Origin of the sequence: Shinella zoogloeoides, assembly GCF_020883495.1 — a bacterium.
GTDB lineage: Bacteria > Pseudomonadota > Alphaproteobacteria > Rhizobiales > Rhizobiaceae > Shinella > Shinella zoogloeoides.
The window spans coordinates 1,664,983-1,689,839 of record NZ_CP086610.1 but is presented as its reverse complement, the minus strand read 5'-3'; the positions used below and the strand labels follow the sequence as shown (position 1 = coordinate 1,689,839).

The 24,857-nt window shown below is 64.0% G+C and carries 27 protein-coding genes; 12 read left to right on the top strand and 15 right to left on the bottom strand.

What is annotated here, in order from left to right:
* Positions 1–9: 9 nt before the first annotated feature.
* Complete coding sequence (locus K8M09_RS08555) at positions 10–504, bottom strand: peptide deformylase (RefSeq protein ID WP_160784325.1); 495 nt, start codon at positions 502–504, stop codon at positions 10–12.
* A gap of 293 nt (positions 505–797) precedes the next feature.
* Between K8M09_RS08555 and mgtE the strand changes: the two genes are divergently transcribed.
* Positions 798–2,228 carry a magnesium transporter gene (gene mgtE, locus K8M09_RS08550; RefSeq protein ID WP_160784324.1) on the top strand — a complete coding sequence of 477 codons (1,431 nt, stop codon included), beginning with the start codon at positions 798–800 and terminating at the stop codon, positions 2,226–2,228.
* 65 nt (positions 2,229–2,293) lie between these two features.
* Positions 2,294–2,680, top strand: a complete 387-nt coding sequence (locus tag K8M09_RS08545) for a MerR family transcriptional regulator (protein ID WP_160784323.1) — start codon at positions 2,294–2,296, stop codon at positions 2,678–2,680.
* 7 nt (positions 2,681–2,687) lie between these two features.
* Here the strand turns inward: K8M09_RS08545 and K8M09_RS08540 are convergent, their stop codons facing one another.
* The 3 genes from K8M09_RS08540 to K8M09_RS08530 all read right to left on the bottom strand — a co-directional run bounded on the left by K8M09_RS08540 (position 2,688) and on the right by K8M09_RS08530 (position 4,972).
* Positions 2,688–3,161 (bottom strand): methyltransferase family protein, encoded by a 474-nt coding sequence (locus K8M09_RS08540; protein WP_160784322.1) that lies wholly within the window; start codon positions 3,159–3,161, stop codon positions 2,688–2,690.
* A gap of 4 nt (positions 3,162–3,165) precedes the next feature.
* Positions 3,166–4,206, bottom strand: coding sequence for a DUF1624 domain-containing protein (locus K8M09_RS08535; RefSeq protein WP_229342248.1), 1,041 nt, complete (start codon positions 4,204–4,206; stop codon positions 3,166–3,168).
* 76 nt (positions 4,207–4,282) lie between these two features.
* Positions 4,283–4,972: a DUF599 domain-containing protein gene (locus K8M09_RS08530; protein ID WP_160784321.1), complete on the bottom strand. Its 690-nt coding sequence runs from the start codon at positions 4,970–4,972 to the stop codon at positions 4,283–4,285.
* Positions 4,973–5,545: 573 nt separating this feature from the next.
* Here K8M09_RS08530 and K8M09_RS08525 point away from each other — a divergent pair.
* A complete protein-coding gene (locus K8M09_RS08525) occupies positions 5,546–6,946 on the top strand; it encodes an L-serine ammonia-lyase (RefSeq protein ID WP_160784320.1) in 1,401 nt (466 codons plus the stop codon).
* A 73-nt stretch (positions 6,947–7,019) separates the two neighbouring features.
* Positions 7,020–7,457 carry a DUF1489 family protein gene (locus K8M09_RS08520; RefSeq protein ID WP_160784319.1) on the top strand — a complete coding sequence of 146 codons (438 nt, stop codon included), beginning with the start codon at positions 7,020–7,022 and terminating at the stop codon, positions 7,455–7,457.
* 6 nt (positions 7,458–7,463) lie between these two features.
* On the opposite strand, the gene K8M09_RS08515 is transcribed toward K8M09_RS08520, so the two are convergent.
* The 6 genes from K8M09_RS08515 to K8M09_RS08490 all read right to left on the bottom strand — a co-directional run bounded on the left by K8M09_RS08515 (position 7,464) and on the right by K8M09_RS08490 (position 12,879).
* On the bottom strand, positions 7,464–7,736 hold the full coding sequence (locus K8M09_RS08515) for a hypothetical protein (protein WP_160784318.1): 273 nt from the start codon (positions 7,734–7,736) through the stop codon (positions 7,464–7,466).
* A 160-nt stretch (positions 7,737–7,896) separates the two neighbouring features.
* The gene (locus K8M09_RS08510; protein WP_160784317.1) at positions 7,897–9,369 is read right to left on the bottom strand and encodes an SPOR domain-containing protein; all 1,473 of its coding nucleotides are present in this window, start codon (positions 9,367–9,369) and stop codon (positions 7,897–7,899) included.
* Positions 9,370–9,472: 103 nt separating this feature from the next.
* On the bottom strand, positions 9,473–10,234 hold the full coding sequence (locus K8M09_RS08505; protein ID WP_160784316.1) for a hypothetical protein: 762 nt from the start codon (positions 10,232–10,234) through the stop codon (positions 9,473–9,475).
* A gap of 219 nt (positions 10,235–10,453) precedes the next feature.
* Positions 10,454–11,053, bottom strand: a complete 600-nt coding sequence (locus K8M09_RS08500) for a transglutaminase-like cysteine peptidase (RefSeq protein ID WP_160784315.1) — start codon at positions 11,051–11,053, stop codon at positions 10,454–10,456.
* Between the two features lie 468 nt (positions 11,054–11,521).
* Positions 11,522–12,118, bottom strand: a complete 597-nt coding sequence (locus K8M09_RS08495; protein ID WP_160784314.1) for a PilZ domain-containing protein — start codon at positions 12,116–12,118, stop codon at positions 11,522–11,524.
* Positions 12,119–12,243: 125 nt separating this feature from the next.
* Positions 12,244–12,879, bottom strand: coding sequence for a PAS domain-containing protein (locus tag K8M09_RS08490; protein WP_160784313.1), 636 nt, complete (start codon positions 12,877–12,879; stop codon positions 12,244–12,246).
* Between the two features lie 293 nt (positions 12,880–13,172).
* On the opposite strand from K8M09_RS08490, the gene K8M09_RS08485 reads away from it, so the two are divergent.
* Together K8M09_RS08485 and K8M09_RS08480 are read left to right on the top strand one after the other, a co-directional pair.
* The gene (locus K8M09_RS08485; RefSeq protein ID WP_160784312.1) at positions 13,173–13,916 is read left to right on the top strand and encodes a rhomboid family intramembrane serine protease; all 744 of its coding nucleotides are present in this window, start codon (positions 13,173–13,175) and stop codon (positions 13,914–13,916) included.
* A 185-nt stretch (positions 13,917–14,101) separates the two neighbouring features.
* Positions 14,102–14,530 (top strand): CBS domain-containing protein, encoded by a 429-nt coding sequence (locus K8M09_RS08480; RefSeq protein WP_160784311.1) that lies wholly within the window; start codon positions 14,102–14,104, stop codon positions 14,528–14,530.
* Between the two features lie 74 nt (positions 14,531–14,604).
* On the opposite strand, the gene K8M09_RS08475 is transcribed toward K8M09_RS08480, so the two are convergent.
* The 3 genes from K8M09_RS08475 to folE all read right to left on the bottom strand — a co-directional run bounded on the left by K8M09_RS08475 (position 14,605) and on the right by folE (position 16,996).
* Positions 14,605–15,567, bottom strand: a complete 963-nt coding sequence (locus tag K8M09_RS08475) for a patatin-like phospholipase family protein (RefSeq protein ID WP_160784310.1) — start codon at positions 15,565–15,567, stop codon at positions 14,605–14,607.
* A 364-nt stretch (positions 15,568–15,931) separates the two neighbouring features.
* A complete protein-coding gene (hisI, locus tag K8M09_RS08470; protein WP_160784309.1) occupies positions 15,932–16,384 on the bottom strand; it encodes a phosphoribosyl-AMP cyclohydrolase in 453 nt (150 codons plus the stop codon).
* On the bottom strand, positions 16,385–16,996 hold the full coding sequence (gene folE / locus K8M09_RS08465; protein WP_160784308.1) for a GTP cyclohydrolase I FolE: 612 nt from the start codon (positions 16,994–16,996) through the stop codon (positions 16,385–16,387).
* 333 nt (positions 16,997–17,329) lie between these two features.
* On the opposite strand from folE, the gene K8M09_RS08460 reads away from it, so the two are divergent.
* The 3 genes from K8M09_RS08460 (at position 17,330) to thrS (ending at position 20,672) form a co-directional block, all read left to right on the top strand.
* On the top strand, positions 17,330–17,776 hold the full coding sequence (locus K8M09_RS08460) for an iron-sulfur cluster assembly scaffold protein (RefSeq protein WP_160784307.1): 447 nt from the start codon (positions 17,330–17,332) through the stop codon (positions 17,774–17,776).
* A gap of 6 nt (positions 17,777–17,782) precedes the next feature.
* Positions 17,783–18,151: a membrane protein insertion efficiency factor YidD gene (gene yidD, locus K8M09_RS08455; RefSeq protein ID WP_160784306.1), complete on the top strand. Its 369-nt coding sequence runs from the start codon at positions 17,783–17,785 to the stop codon at positions 18,149–18,151.
* 547 nt (positions 18,152–18,698) lie between these two features.
* Positions 18,699–20,672 (top strand): threonine--tRNA ligase, encoded by a 1,974-nt coding sequence (gene thrS / locus K8M09_RS08450; RefSeq protein ID WP_160784305.1) that lies wholly within the window; start codon positions 18,699–18,701, stop codon positions 20,670–20,672.
* Between the two features lie 69 nt (positions 20,673–20,741).
* On the opposite strand, the gene K8M09_RS08445 is transcribed toward thrS, so the two are convergent.
* Positions 20,742–21,728, bottom strand: coding sequence for a hypothetical protein (locus tag K8M09_RS08445; protein WP_160784304.1), 987 nt, complete (start codon positions 21,726–21,728; stop codon positions 20,742–20,744).
* Positions 21,729–21,829: 101 nt separating this feature from the next.
* On the opposite strand from K8M09_RS08445, the gene K8M09_RS08440 reads away from it, so the two are divergent.
* From K8M09_RS08440 to K8M09_RS08430, 3 genes are all read left to right on the top strand, one after another.
* Positions 21,830–22,414 (top strand): nitroreductase family protein, encoded by a 585-nt coding sequence (locus K8M09_RS08440; protein ID WP_160784303.1) that lies wholly within the window; start codon positions 21,830–21,832, stop codon positions 22,412–22,414.
* 4 nt (positions 22,415–22,418) lie between these two features.
* Positions 22,419–23,027 (top strand): flavin reductase family protein, encoded by a 609-nt coding sequence (locus tag K8M09_RS08435; protein ID WP_160784581.1) that lies wholly within the window; start codon positions 22,419–22,421, stop codon positions 23,025–23,027.
* 97 nt (positions 23,028–23,124) lie between these two features.
* Positions 23,125–24,252, top strand: a complete 1,128-nt coding sequence (locus K8M09_RS08430) for a DUF2336 domain-containing protein (RefSeq protein ID WP_160784302.1) — start codon at positions 23,125–23,127, stop codon at positions 24,250–24,252.
* A gap of 162 nt (positions 24,253–24,414) precedes the next feature.
* Here the strand turns inward: K8M09_RS08430 and K8M09_RS08425 are convergent, their stop codons facing one another.
* The gene (locus K8M09_RS08425) at positions 24,415–24,837 is read right to left on the bottom strand and encodes a hypothetical protein (RefSeq protein ID WP_160784301.1); all 423 of its coding nucleotides are present in this window, start codon (positions 24,835–24,837) and stop codon (positions 24,415–24,417) included.
* Between the last annotated feature and the right edge of the window lie 20 nt (positions 24,838–24,857).

Below are 24,857 nucleotides of genomic sequence, written 5' to 3'. Positions count from 1 at the left end.
AGCCGGAGACTATTCACCCATCTTCCGGAATTTCTTGACGATGCGCTCGCGCTTCAGCCGCGACAGCCGGTCGATCCAGAAAATCCCGTCGAGCTGGTCGATTTCGTGCTGGAGGCAGACGGCGAGGAGGCCGTCGGCTTCTTCCGTGCAGGATGTGCCCTTGAGGTCCTGATAGGTGAGGCGGATGCGGGCGGGGCGTTCCACCTCGTCCGTCACGCCGGGCATGGAGACGCTGCCTTCGGTGTGGCGCTGGAGTTCGGGCGAGAACCATTCGATCTTGGGGTTTACGTAGACGCGCAGCGAGGATGGGCCGTCCAGCTCGATCACCGTCAGCCGTTCGGCGATGCCGACATGGGCGGCGGTGATGCCGATGCCGGGCGCGGCGCGCATGGTGGCGGCGAGATCGTCGGCGAGGGTTGCGAGGCGCTGGTCGAAGGCCTCGATCCTGTGGCAGGGCGTGCGAAGGCGGGCATCGGGGTAGCGGAGGATGGGGAGGATCGCCATGGCGGCTCCTGCATGTCGGTTGAGATGGCTTTTCCTAGCCTGTTTGCGGCGAAGGGGAAATGGCGGCGTGCGAATCGCGCGATTTGCATGAAGTTGCAACAGCTTGCGATTTTTTCACGTGGAGCCGGCTTTTGCCGCTTGCGGGCGATGGACCGGCCGCGCGCTTTGCGTTAGCACGATGGAAGGCGGGGCCTTCGGCAGGCGGCGTCGCACCGAACCCTAGCCAAGCAATCCCTGTCATCCGGCTCTGCCGCAGCGCACGGCCGGACGATCCCGGTACAAGGAGCGGCCCGATGGAAGACACCGGCGACGACGACCGCATCCCTGAGGGCGAGCCGGCGCACGACACTTTCGACGGCGAGGACATCTATGCCGAGGACGGTTCGATCCGCTCGGACTTCCTCATGTATGTCGGTGCGGCCATCGCCGACCGCGATCTCCTGTTCCTGCACCGTCATGTGGCGCGGCTGCACGAATCGGAGATGGGCGACCTGCTGGAAGCGATCCAGCCGGAACAGCGCCGCCAGCTCGTCTCGCTGCTTGGCGCGGACTTCGACCTTGCGGCGCTGACCGAGGTCGACGAGGCGATCCGCCTCGACATCGTCGAGCACCTGCCGAACGAGCAGATCGCCGCCGCGCTCGGCGAGATGGATTCGGACGACGCCGTCTACATCCTGGAAGACCTCGACCAGGAGGATCAGGAGGAGATTCTCTCCAAGCTGCCGTTCACCGAACGGATCCGTCTGCGCCGCTCGCTGGATTATCCCGAAAGCACGGCCGGGCGCCGCATGCAGACCGAGTTCGTCGCCGTGCCGCCGTTCTGGACGGTCGGCCAGACGATCGACTATCTGCGCGACGATGCCGACCTGCCGGACAGCTTTTCACAGATCTTCGTCATCGACCCGACCTTCCGCCTGCTCGGCGCCATCGACCTCGACCGCATCCTGCGCACCCATCGCGGCACCAAGGTCGAGACGATCATGCAGGAGACGAACCATCCGATTCCGGCCGAAATGGACCAGGAAGAGGCTGCGCAGCTCTTCGAGCAGTACGACCTTCTGTCCGCCGCCGTCGTGGACGAGAACGGCCGCCTCGTTGGCGTGCTCACTATCGACGACGTGGTCGACGTCATCCAGGAAGAGGCGGAGGAGGACTTGCTGCGCCTCGGCGGCGTCGGCGACGAAGAACTGTCGGACACCACCATCGAGACCGTGCGCTCGCGAGCGCCCTGGCTGCTGGTCAATCTGCTGACGGCCTTCCTTGCGGCGTCCGTCATTTCGCTTTTCGAGGGCACGATCGAGGAGATCGTGGCGCTCGCCGTGCTGATGCCCATCGTCGCCGGCATGGGCGGCAATGCCGGCTCGCAGACCATGACGGTCACCGTGCGGGCGCTCGCCACCCGCAATCTCGACATTCACAACGCCTGGCGCGTCGTGCGGCGCGAGGCGGGCGTCGGCCTGCTGCATGGCATGGCCTTCGGCGTCATGATCGGCATCGTGGCGGGCGTCTGGTTCCACGATCCCAATATCGGCGGCGTCATCGCGGCGGCCATGCTGATCAACATGACGGCGGCGGCGCTGGCGGGGATAGCGATCCCGCTGTTTCTCGACCGGGCGGGGGCGGACCCTGCGGTTTCCTCCGCGGTTTTTGTAACGGCCGTCACCGATATCGTCGGTTTCTTCGCGTTTCTCGGGCTCGCTACATGGTGGTTCGCCATCCATTGAACGGGAAAAATTGACTTATACGTAAAAGTCAATAAAATGCCTGCTCAGAGAAGATCGGAGCAGGCGTGGACAAGTTTTATACCATAACCGAGCTGACGCGCGAATTCGGGGTTTCCACCCGCACCTTGCGCTTCTACGAGGACGAGGGGCTCATCAACCCCGAGCGTCGCGGTCGCACGCGCCTTTTCCGCCCCGCAGACCGCCGGCTGATCCAGGAAATCCTGCGCGGCCGCCGCATCGGCTTCACCATCGCCGAGATTCGCGACATCATCAAAGTCTATAAGGATCCGCCGGGCGAAGTCGGTCAGCTTGAAATGCTGATGAACAAGGTCATCGAAAAGCGCGACGAGCTGCGCCAGAAGCGCCGCGATATCGAGGAAACGCTGGCCGAACTCGACAATGTCGAGGAAGCCTGCCTGACGCGCCTCGCCGAAATCGGCGTCGGCACCTGAGACGCGCTCAGATCCAGCGCGTCGTTCCGTTGCAATAGCGTTCGAAATCGATGCCGAAGCGCGAGAGCAGATGCATCTCCTCGCGCTTGATGGCGATGATGCTTGTCGTGCCGGCGGCGACCATGGCCGTGACGATGCACCACGGATTGAGCATCGCCAGCCCGATGCCGGCCGTCGCCAGCGTATAGCCGAGATAGATGGGATTGCGGGTGAAGCGGTAGGGGCCGGATGTCACCAGATGCGTCGAGCAGCGGTTCGGCAGGATCGTCGTGTGGCAGTCGAGCAGCGTGCGCATGGCCCACACATCGAGCACGATGGCGGTCACGATCAGGATGCCGCCCGCCGCCCGGGCGATCCAGATATTGGTTTCGGCGACCGCGAGCGGAAAATACGCCTGGAGCAGGAAGGCCGCCGCTATGGCCGCGCCGTAGATCAGCGGGGGCCAGGGAAAGGCGAGTGGCTTCATGCGATAGGCGTTCATGATCCTACTCCTTCGGGTCGGGTCTCGTTTCCGCGTCTGCCGTGCATTGCGAGGAGAGCGTTGCGATCCGCTCGTCCGTCGTGATGTCGATCTTGCCGCTGTTCAGGTCGGCGAAGAGGTCCTGTTCCATCAGCCCGTCCAGCGTGCAGCCGCAGAAGCTCCGGCAGAAGCCGGTATCCCGCTCGCCTTCGCAGGCGCGCATGCAGCTCTTCGTGTATTCGGCGACGGGGTCCGGCGCAGGCGCTGGAACGACCAGCGAAGCGCCGTAGACCAAGGCTATCAGCACCGGCTGATGGATAAGGTAGATGGCGAGACTGTGGCGGCCGGCCGCCTCCAGCAGGGTTTTCCACCGGCCTTTCGTCGCATTGCCGTAGCCGGCGAGCCGCTCGGGAAGCGGGCTTGCGACGAAGAGCCTTGCAAGGGCGATGCCGAGCAGCACCGGCGCGATCCATGGCAGCAGCGGCACATAATCGTTCGAGCGCGGCACGTTGACGGAAAGGCCGACCCACCAGAGGGCCGGATGATCGAAGAACGGTGCGCGCAGGTAAAGCGGCGCTGCAACGGCCGCGGCGGCGGCAAGCAGCGTGACGACGACCGGCAGGCGCACGAAGAAAAGGCCGATCAGGCTTGCGGCGGCGATGGCATGCAGGATGCCGAAGAAGATGAAGGTCTGTGGGAAGGCGAACCACGTGGCGACGGTGATGGCCGCCGCCGCCGCCGCGATCTTGCCGAGGCGGATGAAGAAGGGCCGCGGGCGAAAGCCATTTTGGTGACCGAGCACGAGGCTGAAGCCGACGAGGAAGAGGAAGCTGCCGGCGATCATGCGGGCGAAGATGCGCCAGCCGCCGGTCGCCGCCGTTTCCGGTTCGATATAGCCGAAGAAGCCGAGGTCCCAGGTGAAGTGGTAGATCGCCATGGCGATCAGCGCGACGCCGCGGGCCTGGTCGATCAGCGGAATGCGCGGCAGGCGGCGCGTCGTCGCGGCGTCCTGTCCTGCTGCATTGCCGTCAATCACCGTCGTCATCATGGTTCGGGTTCGCCGCATTGCTTGTTCCATAGCAGAGTGTCACGCCAAGCTTGCGCCGGGCGGATGGCCGAAAGGAGGCCGTTCGGGGGAGATGTCAGTCGAGACGTTCGAGCACGGCGAGGCGCGCTTCGGAATAGAACTGCCGCCGGATGAGCACGACGACGATGCCGGCGGTCGTCAGGATGAACAGGTAGGGGCTGACGAACCAGCCGAGATAGCCGATCGACAGGAAGATGGCGCGCAGCCCCTTGTTGAAGTGCTTCGCCGCCAGGATGTTCATGCGGATGACCTTGTCGGCGGCGAGGTCCGCCCCGGCCGGGTCCTTGTGGACGTCGCCGCTCATCGGCATCGCGCCGAGCAGGATGGTGCAATAGTTGAAGAGCCGGTAGGACCAGCCGAACTTGAAGAAGGCATAGCCGAAGATGATGGCAAGGCCGCCGACCTTCAGCTCGAAGCCGGCCCGGCTGCCGCGGAAGAAATAGGGCAGGTCGCTGAAGATGGCGAAAACCTGCTCCGTCGCGCCGAGCAGCGCAAAGCAGGAGCCGAGCGCCAGCAGCGAGGTGGAGGCGAAGAAAGCCGTCCCGTTCTGCAGGCCCGCCATGATCTGCGTATCGATCATCCGTAGGTCCCGGTGCATGGCATTGCGGATCCATACGGCGCGCTGCGAACTCATGGCGCGCGTGAGGCTGACCCGGTCGAAAAACCGCGCCCGGTCCGTGATAAAGGAATAGGCCATCCAGAGGGCGATGAAGAGGGCGAGGGCGATCAGGTCCGGAGTGCTCATGGTCGAGCGTTGTGCCATGGATTGCGCATTTTGCAAGCGCCCCAAGGCAGGCCTGTGGAGGGCGTTCAGACCTTGGGCGAAAAGTGGGCGGCACATTTCGCGGCCGCATGCCCGCAACTGTCTGATTTTGCGACAGGTCATGCGCTGGGCGCGGGGCTCCCATGCCGCTCGCGCCTTGGTTTCGCCATTTTTCGCGATTGCGGTTTCATGAATTCTTCATTAAACAGGGCCTCACGCAGCGCCGGGATGGCGGCTGCAACGATATCTTCCATCGGGGCAATCATGGAAAGCACTGTTCAGAAATCCTGCTGGGGCGTCACCGCCCGCGCAGTCCTCGGTTTTGGCGCCGTTCTGGTCATCGCCTATCTCTTCGGCGGCATCTGAAAAGACCGGCCAATCGTCCTTACATCAACAGCGCGCCCCTCCCAGGCGCGCTGTTTTTGTTTTAAGACTTGCCGGAGGGGGATGTCGCGCTCGTAAAAACCGATGTCGGGAGACCGCCATGGGAGCGCGGCAGGATAACGTAGCCTCAGGGGTCAAGGCGCCTACCGAGGCAAGGGAGAAGTCCAGGCAATGTTTCTTTCGGTTTTCGATGTTTTCAAGATCGGTATCGGGCCGTCGAGTTCCCACACGATGGGGCCGATGTCGGCGGCGAACCGCTTTCTGGACCTGATTCTTTCCTCGGACTGGCCGCGTCCGTCCGGCGCGCATGTCGCCGCCGTCCGCATGAGCCTGCATGGCTCGCTCGCCTATACCGGCGTCGGCCACGGCTCCGACCGCGCCGTCATCCTCGGCCTGATGGGCGAGCGTCCCGATTCGGTCGATCCCGACCGCATGGACGCGATCATCGAAGAGGTCGAGCGCACCGGCCGCATCACGCCGCCCGGCCATCCGGGCTACGCCTTCCAGCCGAAGACCGACCTGATCTTCGACAAGAAAAACCCGCTGCCCGGCCATGCCAACGGCATGACCTTCTCGGCCTATGACCGCGACGACCGCCTGCTGCTCAAGCGCATCTATTATTCCGTCGGCGGCGGTTTCGTCGTCACCGATACGGAACTGGAACAGATGCGCGCCAGCAAGGCGCGCTCCAGCGACAAGAAGGTGCCGTTCCCCTTCGCCTCGGCCAAGCAGATGCTGGAAATGGCGGAGCGTTCCGGCATGACCATCGCGCAGATGAAGCGCGCGAACGAGGAAGCCACCATGTCGCGCGAGGAGCTGAATGCCGGCCTCGACCGCATCTGGGAGGCGATGAAGAGCTGCATCGACCGGGGCCTGAAGAACGAAGGCATAATGCCGGGCGGCTTGAAGGTGCGCCGCCGCGCCCGCTCCATTCATGACAAGCTGCAGGAGGAGTGGCGCTCCAACAAGGCCAATCCGCTGCTCGCCAACGACTGGCTCTCGGTCTACGCCATGGCCGTCAACGAGGAGAATGCGGCCGGCGGCCGGGTCGTCACCTCGCCGACCAACGGCGCTGCGGGCGTCGTGCCTGCGACCATCCGCTACTACCTGCATTTCCATGAGGACGCCGACCAGGACGGCATCCGCGACTACCTGCTGACGGCTGCCGCCGTCGGCGGCATCATCAAGCACAATGCCTCGATCTCGGGCGCAGAAGTCGGCTGTCAGGGGGAGGTGGGTTCCGCCTCCGCCATGGCCGCTGCCGGTCTTGCCGCCGTCATGGGCGGTTCGCCGGAACAGGTCGAGAATGCCGCCGAGATCGCGCTGGAGCATCACCTCGGCATGACCTGCGATCCCATTGCCGGCCTCGTGCAGGTGCCCTGCATCGAGCGCAATGCGCTCGGCGCTGTGAAGGCGGTGACGGCCGCCTCGCTCGCCATCAAGGGGGACGGCACGCATTTCGTTCCGCTCGACGCCTGCATCGAGACGATGCGCCAGACGGGCGTCGACATGAACGAGAAGTACAAGGAAACCTCCACCGGCGGCCTTGCCGTCAACGTGGTGGAGTGCTGATCGACGGGCCTTGGCTGTGGAGTGCGACACGGCGGCCCCTTGACCGGGCCGCCGCAAGGGCGTTCAAAGGGGCATGGCCCTGCATCTCATCAAACTCTGTGTCGGCGCGGACTCGATCGACGATCTGCGTGAATGGGTGTCCGAACGGTCGCTGATCGCGATGGCGGCGGGCATGGAGCCGCATTCCAGCCACATCACCCGCATGATCCCCAAGCGCGACCAGGAGCTTCTCGACGGCGGCTCGCTCTATTGGGTGATCAAGGGGCAGGTGCAGGCGCGTCAGCAATTGCTGGGCATCAAGACCTTCACCGATGTCGACGGGATTTCGCGCTGCGAGCTGGTGCTCGGGCCGGAGGTCATCGAGACCGAATTCCAGCCGCGCCGTGCCTTCCAGGGCTGGCGCTACCTGACGGACGACGACGCGCCGCGCGATCTGAAGAACATGGGCGAGGGCGCTGCGGACCTGCCGCTTGAGCTGCGCCGGGAACTGGCCGAACTCGGCCTGCTCTGAACGGTTTCAGCGAAGACGCAGGCGAACCGGATAGCGGCGCTCGCTTGCGCCGACATGCAAGTGGATGCCGGCCGAAGGCTGGCCCGAGCGCCAGGCGCGTGCGCCGTGCGCCAGCAGCATGCCGACGAGATCCTTCGTCTTGTTGCGCGAACGGCCAAGCCCGATATCCGCGATCCGCATCGCCGCCTCGTGCAGCGGGTGAAGCGTGCCCTTCAGCGACTTGCGCTTTTCGTCGCGCGCTGTGGGGGGGACATCGAACAGGTTCTCGTTCATCGCCATGATCTGCCTCGTACGCAATACCCAATCGAGGATGGCAGAGCCTTTTGAAGGGCTTGCCGGCCTTCCCCCGCGACCTCCGGTACGCAATACCTCACCGGTGGCCGTTGCGGGTGCAAGGCGGTAGTTCGGGACGCGCCGCTGCCGGCGCGGTCCGGTGTTCTTACTGTTGGCTGGCCCAGCAGGCGAAGCCCTTACGCTTCAGCACCTTGCAGGCGGCTGCCGCGCGATCCTGATTGTCGAAGCCGCCGAAACGGGCGCGGAAGAGCTGTTCGCTGCCGTTGTTGACCGCCACGGTGAAAGGCTTTGCGCTGGAGAGCGACTTGCCGCCCTGGTTCTGCGCCTTTTCGAGCAGCTTGTTGGCCTGATCACGGTCCGGCGTCGCGCCGATCTGGATCACCCAGCCCGAGGGCGTGGCTTCGGAAACGGCCGAGGTGGTCAGGTTGTCGACGATGCTGTTGGTGGTTTCCACTTCGCCCGTCAGGTCTTCCTGCGGAACGACGGCGGCACGCTGGACCTTGAGGGTGGCGGCGAGCGCCCGCTTGCCGACGACTTCCGAGCTGCTTTCCGTGGTGGCGTAAGCCGTCTCGATGCGGCCTTCATTGTAGCGGCCGGCCGGGACCGGGCCGTTTTCCGGCAGGTCGAGGCTGCCCTTGACCGAAGCGGCGGAGGCGGTGACGGCCGTCGTTGCGACATCCGCCGTCAGCGTCGGGGCGTCCTCGGTCTCGGCGATCAGGTCGCCACCGCCGCGGCGCGAGGCCTTCGGCATATAGGCGGCGATCAGCTTGCGCATCTGCTGGTCGCGGGCGCCGCCCGAACGGCCGCCCATGACGACGCCGACGACGCTGCGACCATCGGCCATGGCCGAGGTCACGAGATTGTAGCCCGAAGCGCGGGTATAGCCGGTCTTGATGCCGTCGACGCCGCGCACGCTGCCGAGCAGGCGGTTATGGCCGTTGATGACCTGCTTGCCGAAGCGGAAGCTGCGGGTGGAGAAGAAGGAATAATACTGCGGGAAATGCTGGCGCAGCGCGATGCCGAGACGGGCCTGGTCGCGCGCCGTCGTCACCTGCGCCGTGTTGGGAAGGCCGTTGGCGTTGCGATAGACGGTGCGCGTCATGCCGAGCGCACGGGCCTTCTGCGTCATCAGGCGGGCGAAGCGCTCTTCCGAGCCGCCGAGGAATTCGGCGAGCGCCGTGGAGGCGTCGTTGGCCGAGCGGGTGATGAGGCCGAGGATGGCCTGTTCCACCGTGATGGAATTGCCAGGGCGTACGCCAAGCTTGGTCGGCGGCTCGCTCGATGCGTTCTTGGAGAAGGGCACGCGGGAATTGAGGCTGATCTTGCCGGCTTCGAGCGCCTCGAAGGTCAGATACAGCGTCATCATCTTGGTGAGCGAGGCCGGATAGCGCAGCGCGTCGGCGTCTTCACTGTAGAGCACCTTGCCCGTCTTCGCGTCGATGACGATGCCGGCATATTTCGGCGCGGCAGCGGCCGGGGCTGCGAAAGCGACGGTGGCGACCATCCCGATCATCGCCAGACCTTTCGCCGCATTGGCAATAGCCTGACAGGAGCGGGGGAAGAAATCGAGGATTGCGGAACGGGACACTACGTTACTCTTCAGTCTCGGATTGCACATGTCGTTCGGGTGATCTGCCGGAGCGACCGTTTCGGGCACAGTAGCGGCACAGCGTTACCAATCGGTTTATGATGAATCATTGGTTTCTGAGATTGGTGCTGTTTTATCGGGGGCGGATGGCGGAGGCGGTGCGGCCGTTCTCCATCAGGGACCGGCCGAGATAGTCGCGAACGCGCGCCTCCATGGCCCGCCACTGCGGCAAAAGTCTGCTCGAAAAACGGTAGAGCACGGAAAGATCGCGGCCGATGTGGATATCGCGCTGGCAATCGGCGCTCGTCGACTGCGCATCGTCGGCCGGGATCATGCAGCGCACCGCATAGTCGGAGCCGTCGGGCAGGATGCCGGTGAAGAAAACCTCGCCGCCATAGCCGGAATTTTCCTTCAGCGGCTGGCGGGTGAGGCCGGCGGGCCCCGGTTCGGGGCGGTCGTCGAAGAGGTGGCTGTAGATCGGCTCCAGCCGGCCGGACATGTCCCGCGACATGGTGCTCTGTGAAAGATTGAGGAAAATCAGGCTCTCGGGATGGTTCGCGTCATTGAAGCGCGCGCGCTCGCCGTTGGAGTAGCCGTTCATTTCAGGCCAGGTCAGATAGAGGTCGACGCGCTCGGCGCGGCCGGTGCGTCGCTCTTCCTCGAAGCGGATCGTGTTGGCCGGCAGGCGGATCTGGTCCTGCCCGATGACGACGTCGATCGCCTCGGTGCTCTCGGTGTGGCCGGCAAGGGCGATGCGTTCGCCGAGCATGCGGCCGCCGACGCTGATCGCCACCGTCAGGCTCGCGAGCATTGCGACGCCGATGGTCAGGCGCGTGAGGAAGCGGTTGGAGATGAGCGGGGCATGTTCTTCATTGCCGGTCGTTACCGCAGCCATTCTCGCCTCGCGCCGATTCCCGTCCGTGTGGGGATTTTTCAGGAGCGTCTGCGAACAGGGTTAATTTTTGGTTGAGATGCGGCCGGGCGAGGGGGCGGAAAAGAAAGCGGCCGGTTCCGGGACAGGAGAACCGGCCGCAGGGCCTTGGTCGGGGACGGGGATTGGGGGACTGACCGGGCCCTTTTTCGTGTCCGGCGGTGTCGCCGGGCAAGTCGTGGATTACTTGACGCTACCGACAGCTTCGGCGCGGCCGTCCTGCAGCTTCACCCACTTGCCGGAATTGGCCGAGGACTGGCGCTTGAGGAAGCGGTATTCGGTTTCAGACCAGAGCAGGACCTTGTTGCGCATGTTGTCGAGCACGAAGTCGCCGCGATCGGTGCGCACGGTGAGCACGGCATGGCCTTCGCCGTTGGGTTGCAGCACGACGGTGATCAGCAGGTTGGACGGAGAAATGCCGGCTTCCATCAGGTGCTTGCGCTTGATGAGGACGTAGTCCTCGCAGTCCGCCGCGCCGTCCGGGTAGGTCCACTTTTCCTCCGTGCCGTAGATTTCCATGTCGGTCATCGGCACGTAGTCGGTGTTGGCGGCGTAGTTGACGTTGAGGATGGTCTGCCAGTTTTCCTGCGTCAGCTTGAGCGGGCCGTCGTCCTTGCCGTTGGGGCCGCATTCGTCGCTGTACTGCTTGCAGAATTCGTAATGGCCGATGGGCTGGTTGGTCGCGCCGGCCAGCGGCGTGTTCGCCGGCAGCGCCATGGCGGCCTGCGCCGCGACAAGAGAGAAGAGGAAGGCAAGCGTCCCTGTCTTGATCGTTTTTGTCATTGTGTTTGTCCCCGTTTGATGAGGTCACAATGACACGTATGTTTTGATCCTACGCGAAAAGCCGAAGTATAACTTAGTTCAAATCAAGATCGTATAAGTACAAAATAAGAATAAAATTCGAAATTGATTTTATCTGTATTTGAATCGCTTTTGATTAAAAATTGAATGAAATGCCTGCGCCGGATAGGTTGGCGATTTCATGCCATATATTTGATTTTACGGGGATTTTTGCGGAAAAATGGCGTGGTCTCGGTCGTTCTGTCGCTTACCGCGGCGCCTGTTTCGTGGCGTAGCGTCGGCTGCCGCAATGCTTGGTGGAGATCGTGCTTGTCTCGCGAGCATACAGGACGGTCGGGGATCGATTTGGCGGACGCAGATTTTTTTGATTCTTTTGAGGCCAGCCTGAAACAGCAAAAGGCCCCGTGGGGCCTTTTCGAAACGGTTACGGCTGTCGAACGTTCTGAAACGCTACAGGAACGAGGTTAGCGCCTCGCGGGATTGGACGGAGGAGAATTCGATGGCGACGCCTTCCTGGAAGTGGCGCACGACCTTGCCTTTCATGCTGCCGAGCTGCACCGGGGTGCCGAGCGCTGGGCGCACGTCGATATCCACCGCGGCGCCGGAAAGCGAGAGGTCGATGATGCGGCAGGGGTAGCGCCGCCCGTCGTCGAGCGTCAGGTCGGTCCGCGTGTTGCGCGGGGTGAGGCGGTCTTCCGGCAGGCCGAGTTCGTGCTTGTTGGCGATCCAGGTGAGCTGGGCGGCGAGCTTTTCCCGCTTGCGGTCCGTGGCGTTGAGCTGGATGGCGAAGCCCTGGTCGCCGAGAAGGGCGACGGTGCCCTCGATGCGGCCGAGGTGGTCGACATAGGCGATGATGCGCTCGCCCATGCGGGGGCGCGCGGTGCAGACGAAGCTGGCGTCGCCCGGCGACATGTCGATGACGGTGCAGTCGTATTCGTCGTGGCTGGCGAGCATCAGGCGGCCGGAAAGATTCACCGCGACGCGCTGGAAGCTGCGCTGGTCGGGCTGGGGTTTCCGGGCGGGCGTTGCTTGCTGAAAGGAATACATGAACACGCGAGCCTGATCATCCAAACTGTTTCCAAGCTTTAACCTTTCGAGGTTAACAGAAGGTTTGCCGCAACTGGAAATATCGCCACGGGCCGGCATTCGCGCGGTTTGTCCTGGCTGTGCCCTTACGTTTCCTCGGGCCGCCGGCCGCCCTCGAAGATGCGCAGGTGCATGACCTGGCTGACCTTCTGGCCGAAACCGGCCGGCCGCATGGCCATGACGGAAGTCGGCACAGGGATTGCGGGGCGGTTGCCGGCAAGGTCGTGCATGCGGGCCGGGTCGATGACGGACAGGGATCCGAGCGTGGCATAGCGGAAGGCCGAAAGCGGCTGGCGCTGGCCGGGCAGGGGAGCGAAGGCGCCGATGATGCGGTCCGCCGTCCGGGCCGTCGTCGCGAGCGGCAGCAGCGCGATTTCCGCCTCGGTCGTGTCCAGCGCGCCGTCCACGAGCTGCACCCGCAGGACCGCGGGCATGGCCTGCGTCATGACGTTGTCTGCGACCTTCGCGATCCGGCCGCGCTGGTCGGGGGCGAAAAGTGCCGCGAAATCCAGCCCCTTAAGCTCCCGGCCGAACTGCGCGCACAGGCGCGTGCCGGCAAGCCGGAAGCAGGGAGGCTGCGGCTGGCCGCCCTCCAGAATGAAGACATCCGGCAGGATCGCCGCGATATCCGCCGGTTCGATGGCGCTGCGCAGCGGGACAGCGCGCTCGCCGCGCTGGCGTGTCCAATAATCGTAAAGCGCCGTCGCGGCCTTCGTCTGCATGGTCGTCTTCCTGTCCTGTCTGTTCCGTTACGGCACGCCCGGGGCGGCGAACGGTGCTGCTGACCAAGACGGAGCGAGTTTCGTGCCACCGCGATATTAAGGTTAACGATTGGTTTCGATTGCGCCTGGGGGCGGCTTGGGGAAGTATCCACTCATCCCTCCGCGAGGGAATGGTTTACTGCACATCGACTTCCGCCCCGGGGATTGGGGGCATCGGCCGTCAGCGAAAGCTGCACGGCCTTTCTTTTCTCTGTATAAGCGCGATTCTGTTTTATGAATTTGGTGGATCGGTCATGAGTGGCGACGACATCGGAGCGCAGGTGGGCGCGCCGGAAATCCGCAAGCGGGAACCAGCCTTCAACCTGCCGGGCAGCCTCGTTTTCATGCTGGGTCTGCTGACGCTGATCCATCTGGTACGCACCTATATCCTGTCGCCCTATACCGATGAGTTCGTGCTCCTGCGGTTCGCCTTCGTTCCGGCGCGCTACACCGTTCCGCTCGCCGATCAGGATCTCGGCTGGCTCTGGAGCCCGATCACCTATTCGCTGCTGCACGGCGGCTGGGAGCACCTGATCTTCAACGGCTTCTGGATGGTCGCCTTCGGCGCGCCGGTCGTGCGCCGCATCGGGCCTTTCCGCTTCTTCCTGTTCTGGTGTCTTTCCGCCGTGGCGGCCGTCGCCTTCCACACGGCACTGCACTGGGGAACGATGATCCTCGTCGTCGGCGCTTCCGGTGTCGTGTCCGGCCTCATGGGGGCGGCCGCGCGGTTCGTCTTCTCGCCGAGCGGGCGCGTCAGCCGGCAGTTCGCCCATCTCAACCGGCGCCTCACAATTCGCGAGGCGCTTGCCAATCGCTCGGTCCTCGTCTTTTCCGGCATCTGGTTCCTCACCAATTTCCTCATCGGCGTGGGCCAGCTCTTCGGCCCGGTCGAAGGGGGCGCTGTGGCCTGGGAGGCGCATATTGGCGGCTTCCTCTTCGGCTTCCTCTTCTTCCCGCTGTTCGACGTGGTGACGGGCGAGGGCGGCCGCCGCGATTAACGATACTCCGCCGGACGTCTTGCAATCGCCTCCTTCGTAGCGCACCATGACACTGTTCCGGTTCGCGCATGCAGACCGGAATCGGGCAGCATCCTTCAGGAGGAAGGGGATGGCCCACGTACTGGCAGGGCATCCCTGCGCGGATGTCCCGCCTCTCAGCGTCATGATGCACACGGGAGGTACGCATGTATGTAAGGACGATACTGGACGAGAAAGGCCGCAACGTCGTGACCGGCGGCCCGCAGCTCACCGTAAGGCAGGCTGCCGTCTATCTTCATGAAAATCACATCGGCGCCATCGTCATCGTGGATCGCAACGACCGTATTTCGGGCATCCTGACCGAGCGTGACATCGTGGCCGCCATCGCCCGCAGCGGGGCCGAATGCCTGGACAAGCCCATTTCCTCCATCATGTGGGGCAATGTCCATCGCTGCGACGAAGACCAGACCGTCGATGAACTCATGGAAATGATGAGCACCCTGCGCGCCCGCCACATCCCCGTGGAGAAGGAAGGGCGCCTCGTCGGCATCATCTCGATCGGCGACGTGGTGAAATCCCACATCCGCGCCATCCAGCACGAGGCCGACGCCATCAAGGCCTATATCTCCGGCTGATCGACCGCCGGAACGGTTTCGGGCGGAACGATTTCCATCGCTCCGCCCGCTGTTGCTTCGATCCGGCGCGGTTCTCAGCGCGCCATGACGATTTCCTGCATGCGCTTGATCTCGAAAATCCGCGCCTTCGCCTCCAGGTAGCCGCGGTCGATCGATTCGCCGGCGCGATGGAATTCCGACAGGCCGATATCCGACAGCTTCGGATGCAGTGCGAGGTCCGGCGGGTCGCCGGCAAGGCGCGCGCGGGAAATGCGGTCCTGGATGATGTTGAAGGACTGCACCATCACGCCCGTCAGGCCGAGGCGGGCGGCGCTGTCTTCCTGCCGGTTCTCCTCGATCTTCTGCGGGCTGGCGCTGTGCTTGATCACGGCGGAGCGACCGTAGAGGTCGTAGTTGAGGTTGACGGCGACGACCAGCGGCTCCTCATGCGCCCGGCAGACCGACACCGGCACCGGATTGACGAGCGCTCCGTCCACCAGCGTACGGTTGTTGCACTTGATCGGCTCGAAGATGCCGGGCAGGGCATAGGAGGCGCGCAGCGCCGTGATCAGCGCCCCGCTGTTGATCCACACCTCATGGCCGCTGTTGACCTCCGTCGCCACCGCGACGAACGGACGGTCGAGATCCTCGATGGAGAGGTTTTCCAGATGCTCCTGCATGCGCTTGGTCAGCCGCATGCCGCCGAAGAGGCCGGAGCCGCGGATGGTGAAATCGAGGAGGCTGGCGATGCGGCGCATGGTGAGCGAGCGGGCGAAGGCTTCCAGCTCGTCCAGCTTGCCGGCGAGATAACAGCCGCCGACCAGCGCGCCGATGGAGGTGCCCGCGATCATGCCGATCTCGATGCCTTCCTCCTCCAGCGCCCTGAGGACCCCGATATGCGCCCAGCCCCGGGCGGCGCCGCCGCCGAGTGCGAGGGCGATCTTGGGTTTGCGCGGCGCGGCCGGCGCGGGAATGTGCGACATGTCGTTCATGGAAGGTCCGCCGGGATCCGATGCATCCGCCGTTACGAGACTGCGATTGAAACTCCAGTTCAGCATGCCGGACCTCCGTTACGGGAAGGAATTCGCGGTGTGGCAAACGGTTCCGCCGCTGCCGCGCCTTCAGCAACACGATAGATGACAGGATAGTTGCACTGTGTGACGCGGGGAACTTTCGGGGTGAATTTCAGCCCCGAAAGGGCATTCTCCGCATCCGGTCCAAACTGGAGAAGGGCGCTTGCCCGCAGGACCGTCGCCTCGCCGGAGGTGGCGCTGGAAACCTTTCGTGACGCATGCGAGCGATGGGGTTCCATGTCCTGATCCACATGGCGGGGATACAGGCCGCCATGGACATGATTAGGCGCCCGGGCCGGTTGCCAATTGGTGAATCCGTGCCGGAATGGAACGCTATTCGCGCGGATGCTTAATTTTTGCTGTAGATTGCCGCCGGATCGAATTGCGGCTCGCCGCCGGTGATCGTCAGCGTCGCGCCGTCCGGGCCGTTCGAGACGGTGCGGTAGAAGCAGGAGCGCCGGCCGGTATGGCAGGTGGCGTCGTGGCCGGCGACGGAGACTTTCAGCCATACGGCGTCCTGGTCGCAGTCGGTCCGCAGCTCCACGACGGTCTGCAGGTTGCCGGAGGTCTCGCCCTTCTTCCAGAGCGCCTTGCGCGAGCGGCTCCAGTAATGGGCGATTCCGGTCTCGATGGTGAGCGCCAGGGACTCGGCGTTCATGTGGGCGACCATCAGCAGCTCGCCGTCCTTCGCATCCGTCACGACGGCGGTCACGAGGCCGTTATCGTCGAATCGGGGGGTGAAGGCCGGGCCTGTCTCCAGCTCGGCCTTATTCTTCGACGGGGTCTTGAAGGCGATGGGCATCTAGCTGCGGATCATCGTCATGAAGCGGACCTGTTCGGCCGGCTCGATCTTGAAGGCGCCGGTGAAGGTGGTCGTCAGCGTCGTCGAACCCTGCTTCTGGATGCCGCGCATGGCCATGCACATATGCTCGGCCTCGATCATCACGGCGACGCCGCGCGGGTTCAGCGTTTCGTCGATGGATTTTGCGATCTGCGCCGTCATCGTCTCCTGCGTCTGCAGGCGGCGGCCGAAGATTTCCACCACGCGGGCGATCTTGGAAAGGCCCAGCACCCGGCCGTTCGGCAGATAGGCGACATGCGCCTTGCCGATGATCGGCACCATATGGTGCTCGCAGTGCGAGAAGAACGGAATGTCCTTCACCAGCACCATGTCGTCATAGCCGGCGACTTCCTCGAAGGTGCGGCCGAGCACGTCCTCGGCGGCGAGGTCGTAGCCGGAAAAGAGTTCGCGGTAGGCCTTCGCTACGCGCTTGGGCGTATCGATCAAGCCTTCGCGTTCCGGATCGTCGCCGGCCCAGCGAAGCAGGACGCGAACGGCATCCTCCGCCTCTTTTTGCGAGGGGCGGCCGGTTTCATCCTCGATACGCGGAAAACTGGTGACTATGGCGTCCATGGACCCATTGACCTTTCTGCAGGTTACCTGACGTGTTTATCGGACTCGCCACTGGCCATTCGCCTAACCCTGCAGGCTTGGGTTCCGTTGGCGGGCTCCGGGGCTTTCGGGTCTTCGCTTAACAGTGCGCTCGACCGTCCGGCACGGTTTCCCAAACAACAGGTGAATGCCTCGCATCTTGCAAAACGCTCACCCCAATACGAGTTATCATATAGTATCGGGCAACGGGTGCGAAAGAGGCCCAAGGCGACACACGGTGCTTTTTTACCGACGACATCGGAATAATCTCCTCGGATCATTGAAGATTCCGCAAAAAACGCGGAAAACAGAGCCATGATGGACGATATTTATAACAGCCGTATCCTCGAATTCGCCGGCAATATCCCGCGCATCGGCACCCTGCCGGATGCGGACGGCGACGCCGGCGCCCATTCCAAGCTCTGCGGCTCGCGGGTGAAGGTATATCTCAAGCTCGACGGCGATACCGTCAGCGATTTCGCCCATGAGGTGAAGGCCTGCGCGCTCGGGCAGGCGTCGTCCTCGGTGATGGCGCGGCATGTGATCGGCGCGACCGTCGCGGAAATCCGTGAGGCGCGCGAGGACATGCTGGCGATGCTGAAGGCGGACGGCGAGGGGCCGACCGGCCGCTTCGAAGAGATGCGTTTCCTCAAGCCCGTCAAGGACTACAAGGCACGCCACGCCTCTACCATGCTGACCTTCGACGCCGTGGTGGACGCCATCGGCCAGATCGAGGCCAAGCGGCTCGAAAAGGCCGGGTGAGGGCCGATGTGCGACGCCCCGGACTGCGGGCACTCCGCTCCGCGTCTCGCCTATAAGGGCCGCAACTGGCACGGTCCGTTCCGCAAGACGCCGGGGCGGCTGTTCGGCATGGGCCTCATCCGTCTCTACCAGCTCACGCTTTCCGGCTTCATCGGCAATTCCTGCCGGCACCTGCCGACCTGCTCGGAATACGGCTACGAGGCCGTCGCCCGCCATGGCCTGTGGCGCGGCGGGTTCATGACGCTGTTTCGCGTCATGCGCTGCGGACCGGGCGGCACGCATGGCTTCGATCCGGTTCCCGAGGCGCTGGAAAACCGGCTGCGCTGGTGGGCGCCATGGCGGTTGTGGCGTGTGTCGAAGGCGGAGCGCGGTTGACTAGGAAACATGCAATTCCCTGAGAGATTAAGGCGAAATACAAATCTGCATTGTATGTCTGATTGAGTTTCAGCCCTGAATTCATGAGGGATACATGCCTTGGTGGATTTTGTTTTTCATCGTCCTTAGCGGTATTTGCACCGCGTTGCCTCACCACTATGCGCGTTTTCTCGCGCGAAAATACCCGAATCCGGACCGCAGAGTGCCGACTGGATGGCTGGGATTTGCCAATCTCTATCTGGTGACGGAAATCTTGAAGGAGCATGCGGAACGGGGAGGTCGCAGAGCCCGGCTGGCCTACTATGTGTATTGCTTCGGCGCGGCCATACCTCCTCTTCTCATAGCGAGTCTTTTCATTTTCGACCCGGCCCGTTCGTAGCCCGAGCCGGAAAATGCCCTGAAATGGCCGAAAGGGGGCTGATCGTCCCCACCTCTTCCAATCCCCCCGTTTTCCCCGTATACCGCACCCGCTACACGCCGGAATCCCCGGCCTTTTTCCTCGCATACCACCCGCATTCGTTGGCGGGACTGGATAGGAGATTTTTGAATGTCTGCACCCGTTTCCCTGACTTTCCCCGATGGTTCCGTCCGCGAATATCCCGCGGGCTCGACCGGGCGTGACGTGGCCGAGGCGATTTCCAAGTCGCTGGCCAAGAAGGCGATCGCGATTGCGCTCGATGGCGAGCTGCGCGATCTCTCCGATACCGTTTCGAACGGTCGGATTGAGATCGTCACCCGCGAGGACGACCGCGCGCTGGAACTCATCCGCCACGATGCCGCCCATGTGATGGCCGAGGCCGTGCAGGAGCTTTGGCCCGGCACGCAGGTGACCATCGGTCCGGTCATCGACAACGGCTTCTATTACGACTTCGCCAAGGACGAGCCCTTCACGCCCGACGATCTGCCCAAGATCGAAAAGCGCATGAAGGAGATCATCCAGCGCAACAAGCCTTTCACCAAGGAAGTCTGGTCGCGCGACAAGGCCAAGGACGTCTTCTCCGCCAAGGGCGAGAAGTACAAGGTCGAGCTGGTCGATGCGATCCCCGAGGGGCAGGACCTCAAGATCTACTATCAGGGCGACTGGTTCGACCTGTGCCGTGGCCCGCATATGGCTGCGACGGGCCAGATCGGCACGGCCTTCAAGCTGATGAAGGTCGCGGGCGCCTATTGGCGCGGCGATTCGAACAATCCGATGCTGACCCGCATCTACGGCACCGCCTGGCGCACGCAGGAGGAGCTGGACACCTATCTCAACATCCTCGCCGAAGCCGAGAAGCGCGACCATCGCCGCCTCGGCCGCGAAATGGACCTGTTCCATTTCCAGGAGGAAGGGCCGGGCGTCGTCTTCTGGCACGGCAAGGGCTGGCGCATGTTCCAGACGCTCGTCGCCTATATGCGCCGTCGTCTTTCCGGCACCTATGAAGAGGTGAACGCGCCGCAGGTGCTCGACAAGTCGCTGTGGGAAACCTCGGGGCACTGGGGCTGGTATCGCGACAACATGTTCAAGGTGACCGTCGCCGGCGACGAGACCGACGACGAGCGCGTCTTCGCGCTGAAGCCGATGAACTGCCCGGGCCATGTGCAGATCTTCAAGCATGGCTTGAAGTCTTACCGCGAACTGCCTGTGCGTCTTGCGGAATTCGGCAACGTGCATCGCTACGAGCCTTCCGGCGCGCTGCACGGGCTGATGCGCGTGCGCGGCTTCACGCAGGACGATGCGCATGTCTTCTGCACCGACGAGCAGATGGCGGCCGAATGCCTGCGCATCAACGACCTGATCCTCTCGGTCTACAAGGACTTCGGCTTCGACGAGGTCGTGGTGAAGCTCTCCACCCGTCCGGAAAAGCGCGTCGGTTCCGATGCGCTGTGGGACCGGGCGGAAAGCGTCATGATGGATGTTCTGAAGACCATCGAGGCGCAGTCCGGCGGGCGTATCAAGACTGGCATCCTGCCGGGCGAGGGCGCGTTCTACGGGCCGAAGTTCGAATATACGCTGAAGGACGCCATCGGCCGCGAATGGCAGTGCGGCACCACGCAGGTCGACTTCAACCTGCCGGAACGCTTCGGCGCCTTCTATATCGACCAGGCGTCGGAAAAGCGCCAGCCGGTGATGATCCACCGCGCCATCTGCGGCTCGATGGAGCGCTTCCTCGGCATTCTCATCGAGAACTTCGCCGGGCATATGCCGCTCTGGATCGCGCCGATGCAGGTGGTCGTGGCGACGATCACCTCGGAGGCGGACGACTATGCCCGCGAGGTGGCCGACAAGCTGCGCGATGCCGGCATGACCGTCGAGGTCGATACCCGCAACGAGAAGATCAACTACAAGGTCCGCGAGCATTCCGTGACCAAGGTTCCGGTCATCATCGTCTGCGGCAAGCGCGAGGCGGAAGAACGCTCCGTCAACATCCGCCGCCTCGGTTCGCAGAACCAGACGGCGATGTCGCTGGACGAGGCCATTGCGGCCCTGTCGCTGGAGGCGATGGCGCCGGATCTCAAGCGCAAGCTTGGCAAGGCCTGATACGGTCCGGCCCCGAAGCGGTGAACCGCTTCGGGGCCGGTTTCATTTTGGGGGGATTGGTTGGGACGTTCAGTCCACCACGTCCTCGGCGGCGGCCTTCTGGTCGTTGGCCTTTTCGTCGAGCAACACCTCGATATCGGTGTTCATGCCGGCCTGTACCTGGAAATCGCGCTGATAGATCTTGTTCTTGTTGCGGGCGACGGCGATGTAGCTGCCTTCCGCCAGAACCAGCGTCGGGAATGCGCCGACGCTTTCGGAGACCGTGTCGCCCGAAGAGGTGAGGATCGACCAGGCCGTGTCGGCGATGGCCTCGCCGCCCGGCTCGGAGACGAGCTTCAGCGTCAGCTTGGCGGCGCGGTGCTGGATGGTGGCGCGCGTCAGCTTGCCGGCTTCCACCTGGATATCGGCGCGGATGACGGCATTGACCGTGCCGTAGTCTGAAACGACGTGATAGGTGCCGGCATTGAGGCGCACCACGGTGTTCGGCTTGACGTCGTCCATGACGAGATTGCGTTCGCCGTCCTCGCGCACTTCGGCGGCATAGACGGCAAAGCTCAGTTCCTTCGGCGGAATGCGCACATCCGGGCCGGAGACGGCGTTCAGCATGATGCCGCCGGCATCGAGAACCATGGTCTGCTTGTCCACTGCGCCCTCATCGGGCACGACGAGCTTCTTCGTCGCGCCGGCGCGGCCGAAGGCGACGTTGACGAAATATTCGCCGGGCACGAGCTGGAAGGCGGCCGTGCCGCCCTCCGACGTCGCCAGCAGCGGCAGCTTGCCGTCCGCGCCGGGAATGGGGGAGAAGACGCGCCAGGTCAGGCCATGCTCCATGGGCTGGCCGTCCTTGGTCAGCAGCGCCTCGCAGGTCACGTCGCGCAGGTTCTCCGGCATGGCTTCGCCGGTCACGATGGGATTGAAGGAGGTGAGCTTGCTGCCCTTCAGCGGCGTCGGGATCTGCGAAAAGCTCTCCAGCGAATCCTGCGCCTGCGCGAGCGGCGCGGCAAGGCTCGCGGCGATGAGGCTCATGGCGGCGACGGGATGGATACGCATGCGCATGGGGATGGTTGACTTCCTGACTGTAAGGCTCCACTTGAAAGCCCTGCTAATGGCATTTTCAAGGCCGCGCCTGCCGGCCAGGATATTGGAACTCCCGCCCGATGAAAACCGAAATCAAGCTGATCGATTATCTTTCGACCCGCCGGTCGATCCCCGCCTTCCAGATGGGCGAACCCGGCCCCTCGAAAAGCGAGGTGGAGGAGATGCTGAAGCTCGCCTCGCGCGTGCCGGACCACGGCAAGCTCGCGCCCTGGCGCTTCATCGTCTATCGCGGCGAGGCGCGCCGGCGTCTCAGCGAGGAACTGGCGAAGATCGCGATGGGCGACAAGCCGGACCTCGCGGAAGACATGGTGAAGGTGGAGAACACGCGGCTTACCCGCGCACCCGTCGTGATCGCGGTGGTCAGCCGCGCGGCGCCGCATGTGAAGATTCCGGAATGGGAGCAGCTCATGTCGGCGGGCGCGGTCTGCCTCAACCTCGTCATGGCCGCCAACGCCTATGGTTTTGCGTCGAACTGGCTGTCGGAATGGTACGCCTTCGACGAGCGCGCCCATGGCATCCTCGGGGTGAATGCGGGCGAGAAGGTCGCCGGCTTCATCCATATCGGCACGCCGACCGTGCCGCCGACGGAGCGGCCGCGGCCGGAGCTGGCGGAAATCGTCACCTGGATCGGCGATGACGCCTGACGCGCTGTTCTACGAGACGGCGGAGAATGCGCACGGCCTGAGGCACGATCCCTTCAAGGCGATCGTCGCGCCGCGCCCGATCGGCTGGATCGGCACGAAATCGGCCGGCGGGCGGCAGAACCTGTCGCCCTATTCGTTCTTCAACGCGGTAAGCGACACGCCGAAGCTCGTGATGTTCTCGTCCAGCGGCCACAAGGACAGCGTGACGAACATCGAGGAGACCGGCGTCTTCACCTGCTCGCTGGCGAGCCGGCATCTTGCGGAACGGATGAATGCGAGTTCGATCACGGTGCCCCATGGCGTCGACGAGTTCGAGATTGCCGGGTTGACGGCGGTCACGGGCCGGCTGGTCGATGCGCCCTATGTGGGCGAGGCCTATGCCGCGCTCGAATGCAGGGCGACCCAGATTTTGCGGCCGGTCGACCTCGACGGGCGCGAATCGAACAATTGGGTTGTGTTCGGGCAGGTTGTCGGCATCCATATCGGCCGGGAGATCCTGACGGACGGCATGATCGACATGGCCGTCGCCCGCCCGCTCGGGCGCATGGGCTATATGGATTATTGCGACGGCGGATCGGACGTCTTCGCCATGACGCGGCCGAAGGCCGGGTAAGGCTGCGTCACCGGCAGGTTAACGGACATGGTGAACCAATCTTAAACACTTTGGCGCTAGGGTGGTGTCAGTAGCGTTTAGGCGTTTGGGGCGTCCATTGATCGTTCATGCATTTCTCCGTTGGGTCGAGACTGCGCGGGCCGCCGACAGGGCGAAGGCGGCCAGCGTTCTGGCGCGGGCCTATGCGCGGGCGCGTATCGCGCCGGATGACCGGCACGCGGCCGAAATGGCCATGATCTTCCTGCTCGACGATCCCGCGCCGCAGGTGCGGCTGGGGCTGGCCGAGGCGCTGGCGGACAGCGAGGACGCGCCGCGCGCCGTCGTGCTGCCGCTTGCCGAAGACCAGCCGGAAATCGCCGCCCATATCCTTCTTCGTTCGCCTGTGCTGACGGACGCCGATCTCGTCGATCTTGCCGCCAAGGGCGGTGAGGCGACGCGCATGCTGATCGCGCACCGCGCTTTCGTCTCGCGGCCCGTTTCGGCCGCGCTCGCCGAAGTCGGCGAGGCGGCGGACCTGCTGGTGCTTCTGGAAAATGAGGGTGCGGCGCTCTCCCGCCGCAGTCTGACGCGCATTGCCGACCGGCTCGGCCACGATGCGGAAATCCGGGCGCTGCTGCTCGACCGCGAAGACCTGCCGAGCGATGCGCGCCACGCGCTGGTCGAGAAGATCGGTTCGGCGCTGGCGGGCTTCGGTCTCATTCAGGCGGCTGTCGGTTCGAGCCGTGTCGAGCGTATCACGCGCGAGGCCTGCGACGTAGCGACGATCGGCATGGTGGCGGATGTCGCCAATGGGGAAATGCCGGCGCTGGTGGAGCATCTGCGCCTTGCCGGCAGGCTGACGCCGGTTTTCCTGATGCATGCGCTCTGCACGGGCCGGGCCGAGTTCTTCGCCGTCTCCATCGCCAATCTTTCCGGGCAGGCGGAGCGGCGCGTGCGTTCCATCCTCTCCGACGGCCGCGAGGCGGCCGTGCGCGCGCTCTATGAGACCACGGGTCTTGGCCGCGATATCAGCGCGCTCTTCGCCGAGGCGACGATGCTGCTCAGGCGTGAGGCGAAGGGCGGGGACGGCCTGCTTTCCCTCTCCGAAAGGCTGCTTTCCCGCGCCCGTGGCGCTGAGGGCGCGTCCTGCCGGTCGATGCTGGAAATGGTCGAGCGGCTTGCCATTGCCGAACAGCGCCAGACGGCGCGCAGCTATGCGCTCATCGCCACGCGGGAAGCGGCGTAGACCCTCTCCCGTCATCCTCGGGCTTGTCCCGAGGATCTACCAACTTATCGGATTTTGAAGCTCAGCAGATCCTCGGGACAAGCCCGAGGATGACGGAGGAGAGGTTGGGAGCTTCTCCTGTATGGCTCTTCATCGTGTCGTTCCGAGCCATTCCTCCATCCATCAATCGGCAAACCGCTTCACGACCCAGGAATATCCGCTTTCGGCATAGCGCACCGGCGTCGTGACGGCCGCCTTGAGGGAGGCGGCGTCCGGGATCGCCTTTTTCACAAAGCCGAGCGCGCGGGCGGCAAGGCCCTGCTTTTCCTCCGCCGTCTCGACGGGAGCGGGGATTTGCGTCCCGGCCGTGGCGTCGGCCGGCGTTTCGGGCGTGGCCACATCCGCGGTCATGCGGTTGCCGGAGCTTTCGCAGACGGCGACGATGACGGGATAGTTCTTGTTCTGGTGGCGGTTGATATAGGTCTCGGCCTGGGCGTCGCACAGCGCCACGGTCTGCCAGCTCCGATCGACCGTGTCGATATAGTGGCACTGGGTCGCGCTGTCGTCGCAGCCCATGATCGTCATGACGATGAGCGCTGCTTTCATGGCCGTCCTTTCCGCGTTGG

Excerpts from the sequence above, each read along its gene's own strand:
- K8M09_RS08555 (WP_160784325.1), bottom strand. The coding sequence starts at position 504 with ATGGCGATCCTCCCCATCCTCCGCTACCCCGATGCCCGCCTTCGCACG.
- mgtE (WP_160784324.1), top strand. The coding sequence starts at position 798 with ATGGAAGACACCGGCGACGACGACCGCATCCCTGAGGGCGAGCCGGCG.
- K8M09_RS08540 (WP_160784322.1), bottom strand. The coding sequence starts at position 3,161 with ATGAACGCCTATCGCATGAAGCCACTCGCCTTTCCCTGGCCCCCGCTG.
- K8M09_RS08535 (WP_229342248.1), bottom strand. The coding sequence starts at position 4,206 with ATGCGGCGAACCCGAACCATGATGACGACGGTGATTGACGGCAATGCA.
- K8M09_RS08530 (WP_160784321.1), bottom strand. The coding sequence starts at position 4,972 with ATGAGCACTCCGGACCTGATCGCCCTCGCCCTCTTCATCGCCCTCTGG.
- K8M09_RS08525 (WP_160784320.1), top strand. The coding sequence starts at position 5,546 with ATGTTTCTTTCGGTTTTCGATGTTTTCAAGATCGGTATCGGGCCGTCG.
- K8M09_RS08520 (WP_160784319.1), top strand. The coding sequence starts at position 7,020 with ATGGCCCTGCATCTCATCAAACTCTGTGTCGGCGCGGACTCGATCGAC.
- K8M09_RS08515 (WP_160784318.1), bottom strand. The coding sequence starts at position 7,736 with ATGGCGATGAACGAGAACCTGTTCGATGTCCCCCCCACAGCGCGCGAC.
- K8M09_RS08510 (WP_160784317.1), bottom strand. The coding sequence starts at position 9,369 with ATGTGCAATCCGAGACTGAAGAGTAACGTAGTGTCCCGTTCCGCAATC.
- K8M09_RS08505 (WP_160784316.1), bottom strand. The coding sequence starts at position 10,234 with ATGGCTGCGGTAACGACCGGCAATGAAGAACATGCCCCGCTCATCTCC.
- K8M09_RS08500 (WP_160784315.1), bottom strand. The coding sequence starts at position 11,053 with ATGACAAAAACGATCAAGACAGGGACGCTTGCCTTCCTCTTCTCTCTT.
- K8M09_RS08495 (WP_160784314.1), bottom strand. The coding sequence starts at position 12,118 with ATGTATTCCTTTCAGCAAGCAACGCCCGCCCGGAAACCCCAGCCCGAC.
- K8M09_RS08490 (WP_160784313.1), bottom strand. The coding sequence starts at position 12,879 with ATGCAGACGAAGGCCGCGACGGCGCTTTACGATTATTGGACACGCCAG.
- K8M09_RS08485 (WP_160784312.1), top strand. The coding sequence starts at position 13,173 with ATGAGTGGCGACGACATCGGAGCGCAGGTGGGCGCGCCGGAAATCCGC.
- K8M09_RS08480 (WP_160784311.1), top strand. The coding sequence starts at position 14,102 with ATGTATGTAAGGACGATACTGGACGAGAAAGGCCGCAACGTCGTGACC.
- K8M09_RS08475 (WP_160784310.1), bottom strand. The coding sequence starts at position 15,567 with ATGCTGAACTGGAGTTTCAATCGCAGTCTCGTAACGGCGGATGCATCG.
- hisI (WP_160784309.1), bottom strand. The coding sequence starts at position 16,384 with ATGCCCATCGCCTTCAAGACCCCGTCGAAGAATAAGGCCGAGCTGGAG.
- folE (WP_160784308.1), bottom strand. The coding sequence starts at position 16,996 with ATGGACGCCATAGTCACCAGTTTTCCGCGTATCGAGGATGAAACCGGC.
- K8M09_RS08460 (WP_160784307.1), top strand. The coding sequence starts at position 17,330 with ATGATGGACGATATTTATAACAGCCGTATCCTCGAATTCGCCGGCAAT.
- yidD (WP_160784306.1), top strand. The coding sequence starts at position 17,783 with ATGTGCGACGCCCCGGACTGCGGGCACTCCGCTCCGCGTCTCGCCTAT.
- thrS (WP_160784305.1), top strand. The coding sequence starts at position 18,699 with ATGTCTGCACCCGTTTCCCTGACTTTCCCCGATGGTTCCGTCCGCGAA.
- K8M09_RS08445 (WP_160784304.1), bottom strand. The coding sequence starts at position 21,728 with ATGCGCATGCGTATCCATCCCGTCGCCGCCATGAGCCTCATCGCCGCG.
- K8M09_RS08440 (WP_160784303.1), top strand. The coding sequence starts at position 21,830 with ATGAAAACCGAAATCAAGCTGATCGATTATCTTTCGACCCGCCGGTCG.
- K8M09_RS08425 (WP_160784301.1), bottom strand. The coding sequence starts at position 24,837 with ATGAAAGCAGCGCTCATCGTCATGACGATCATGGGCTGCGACGACAGC.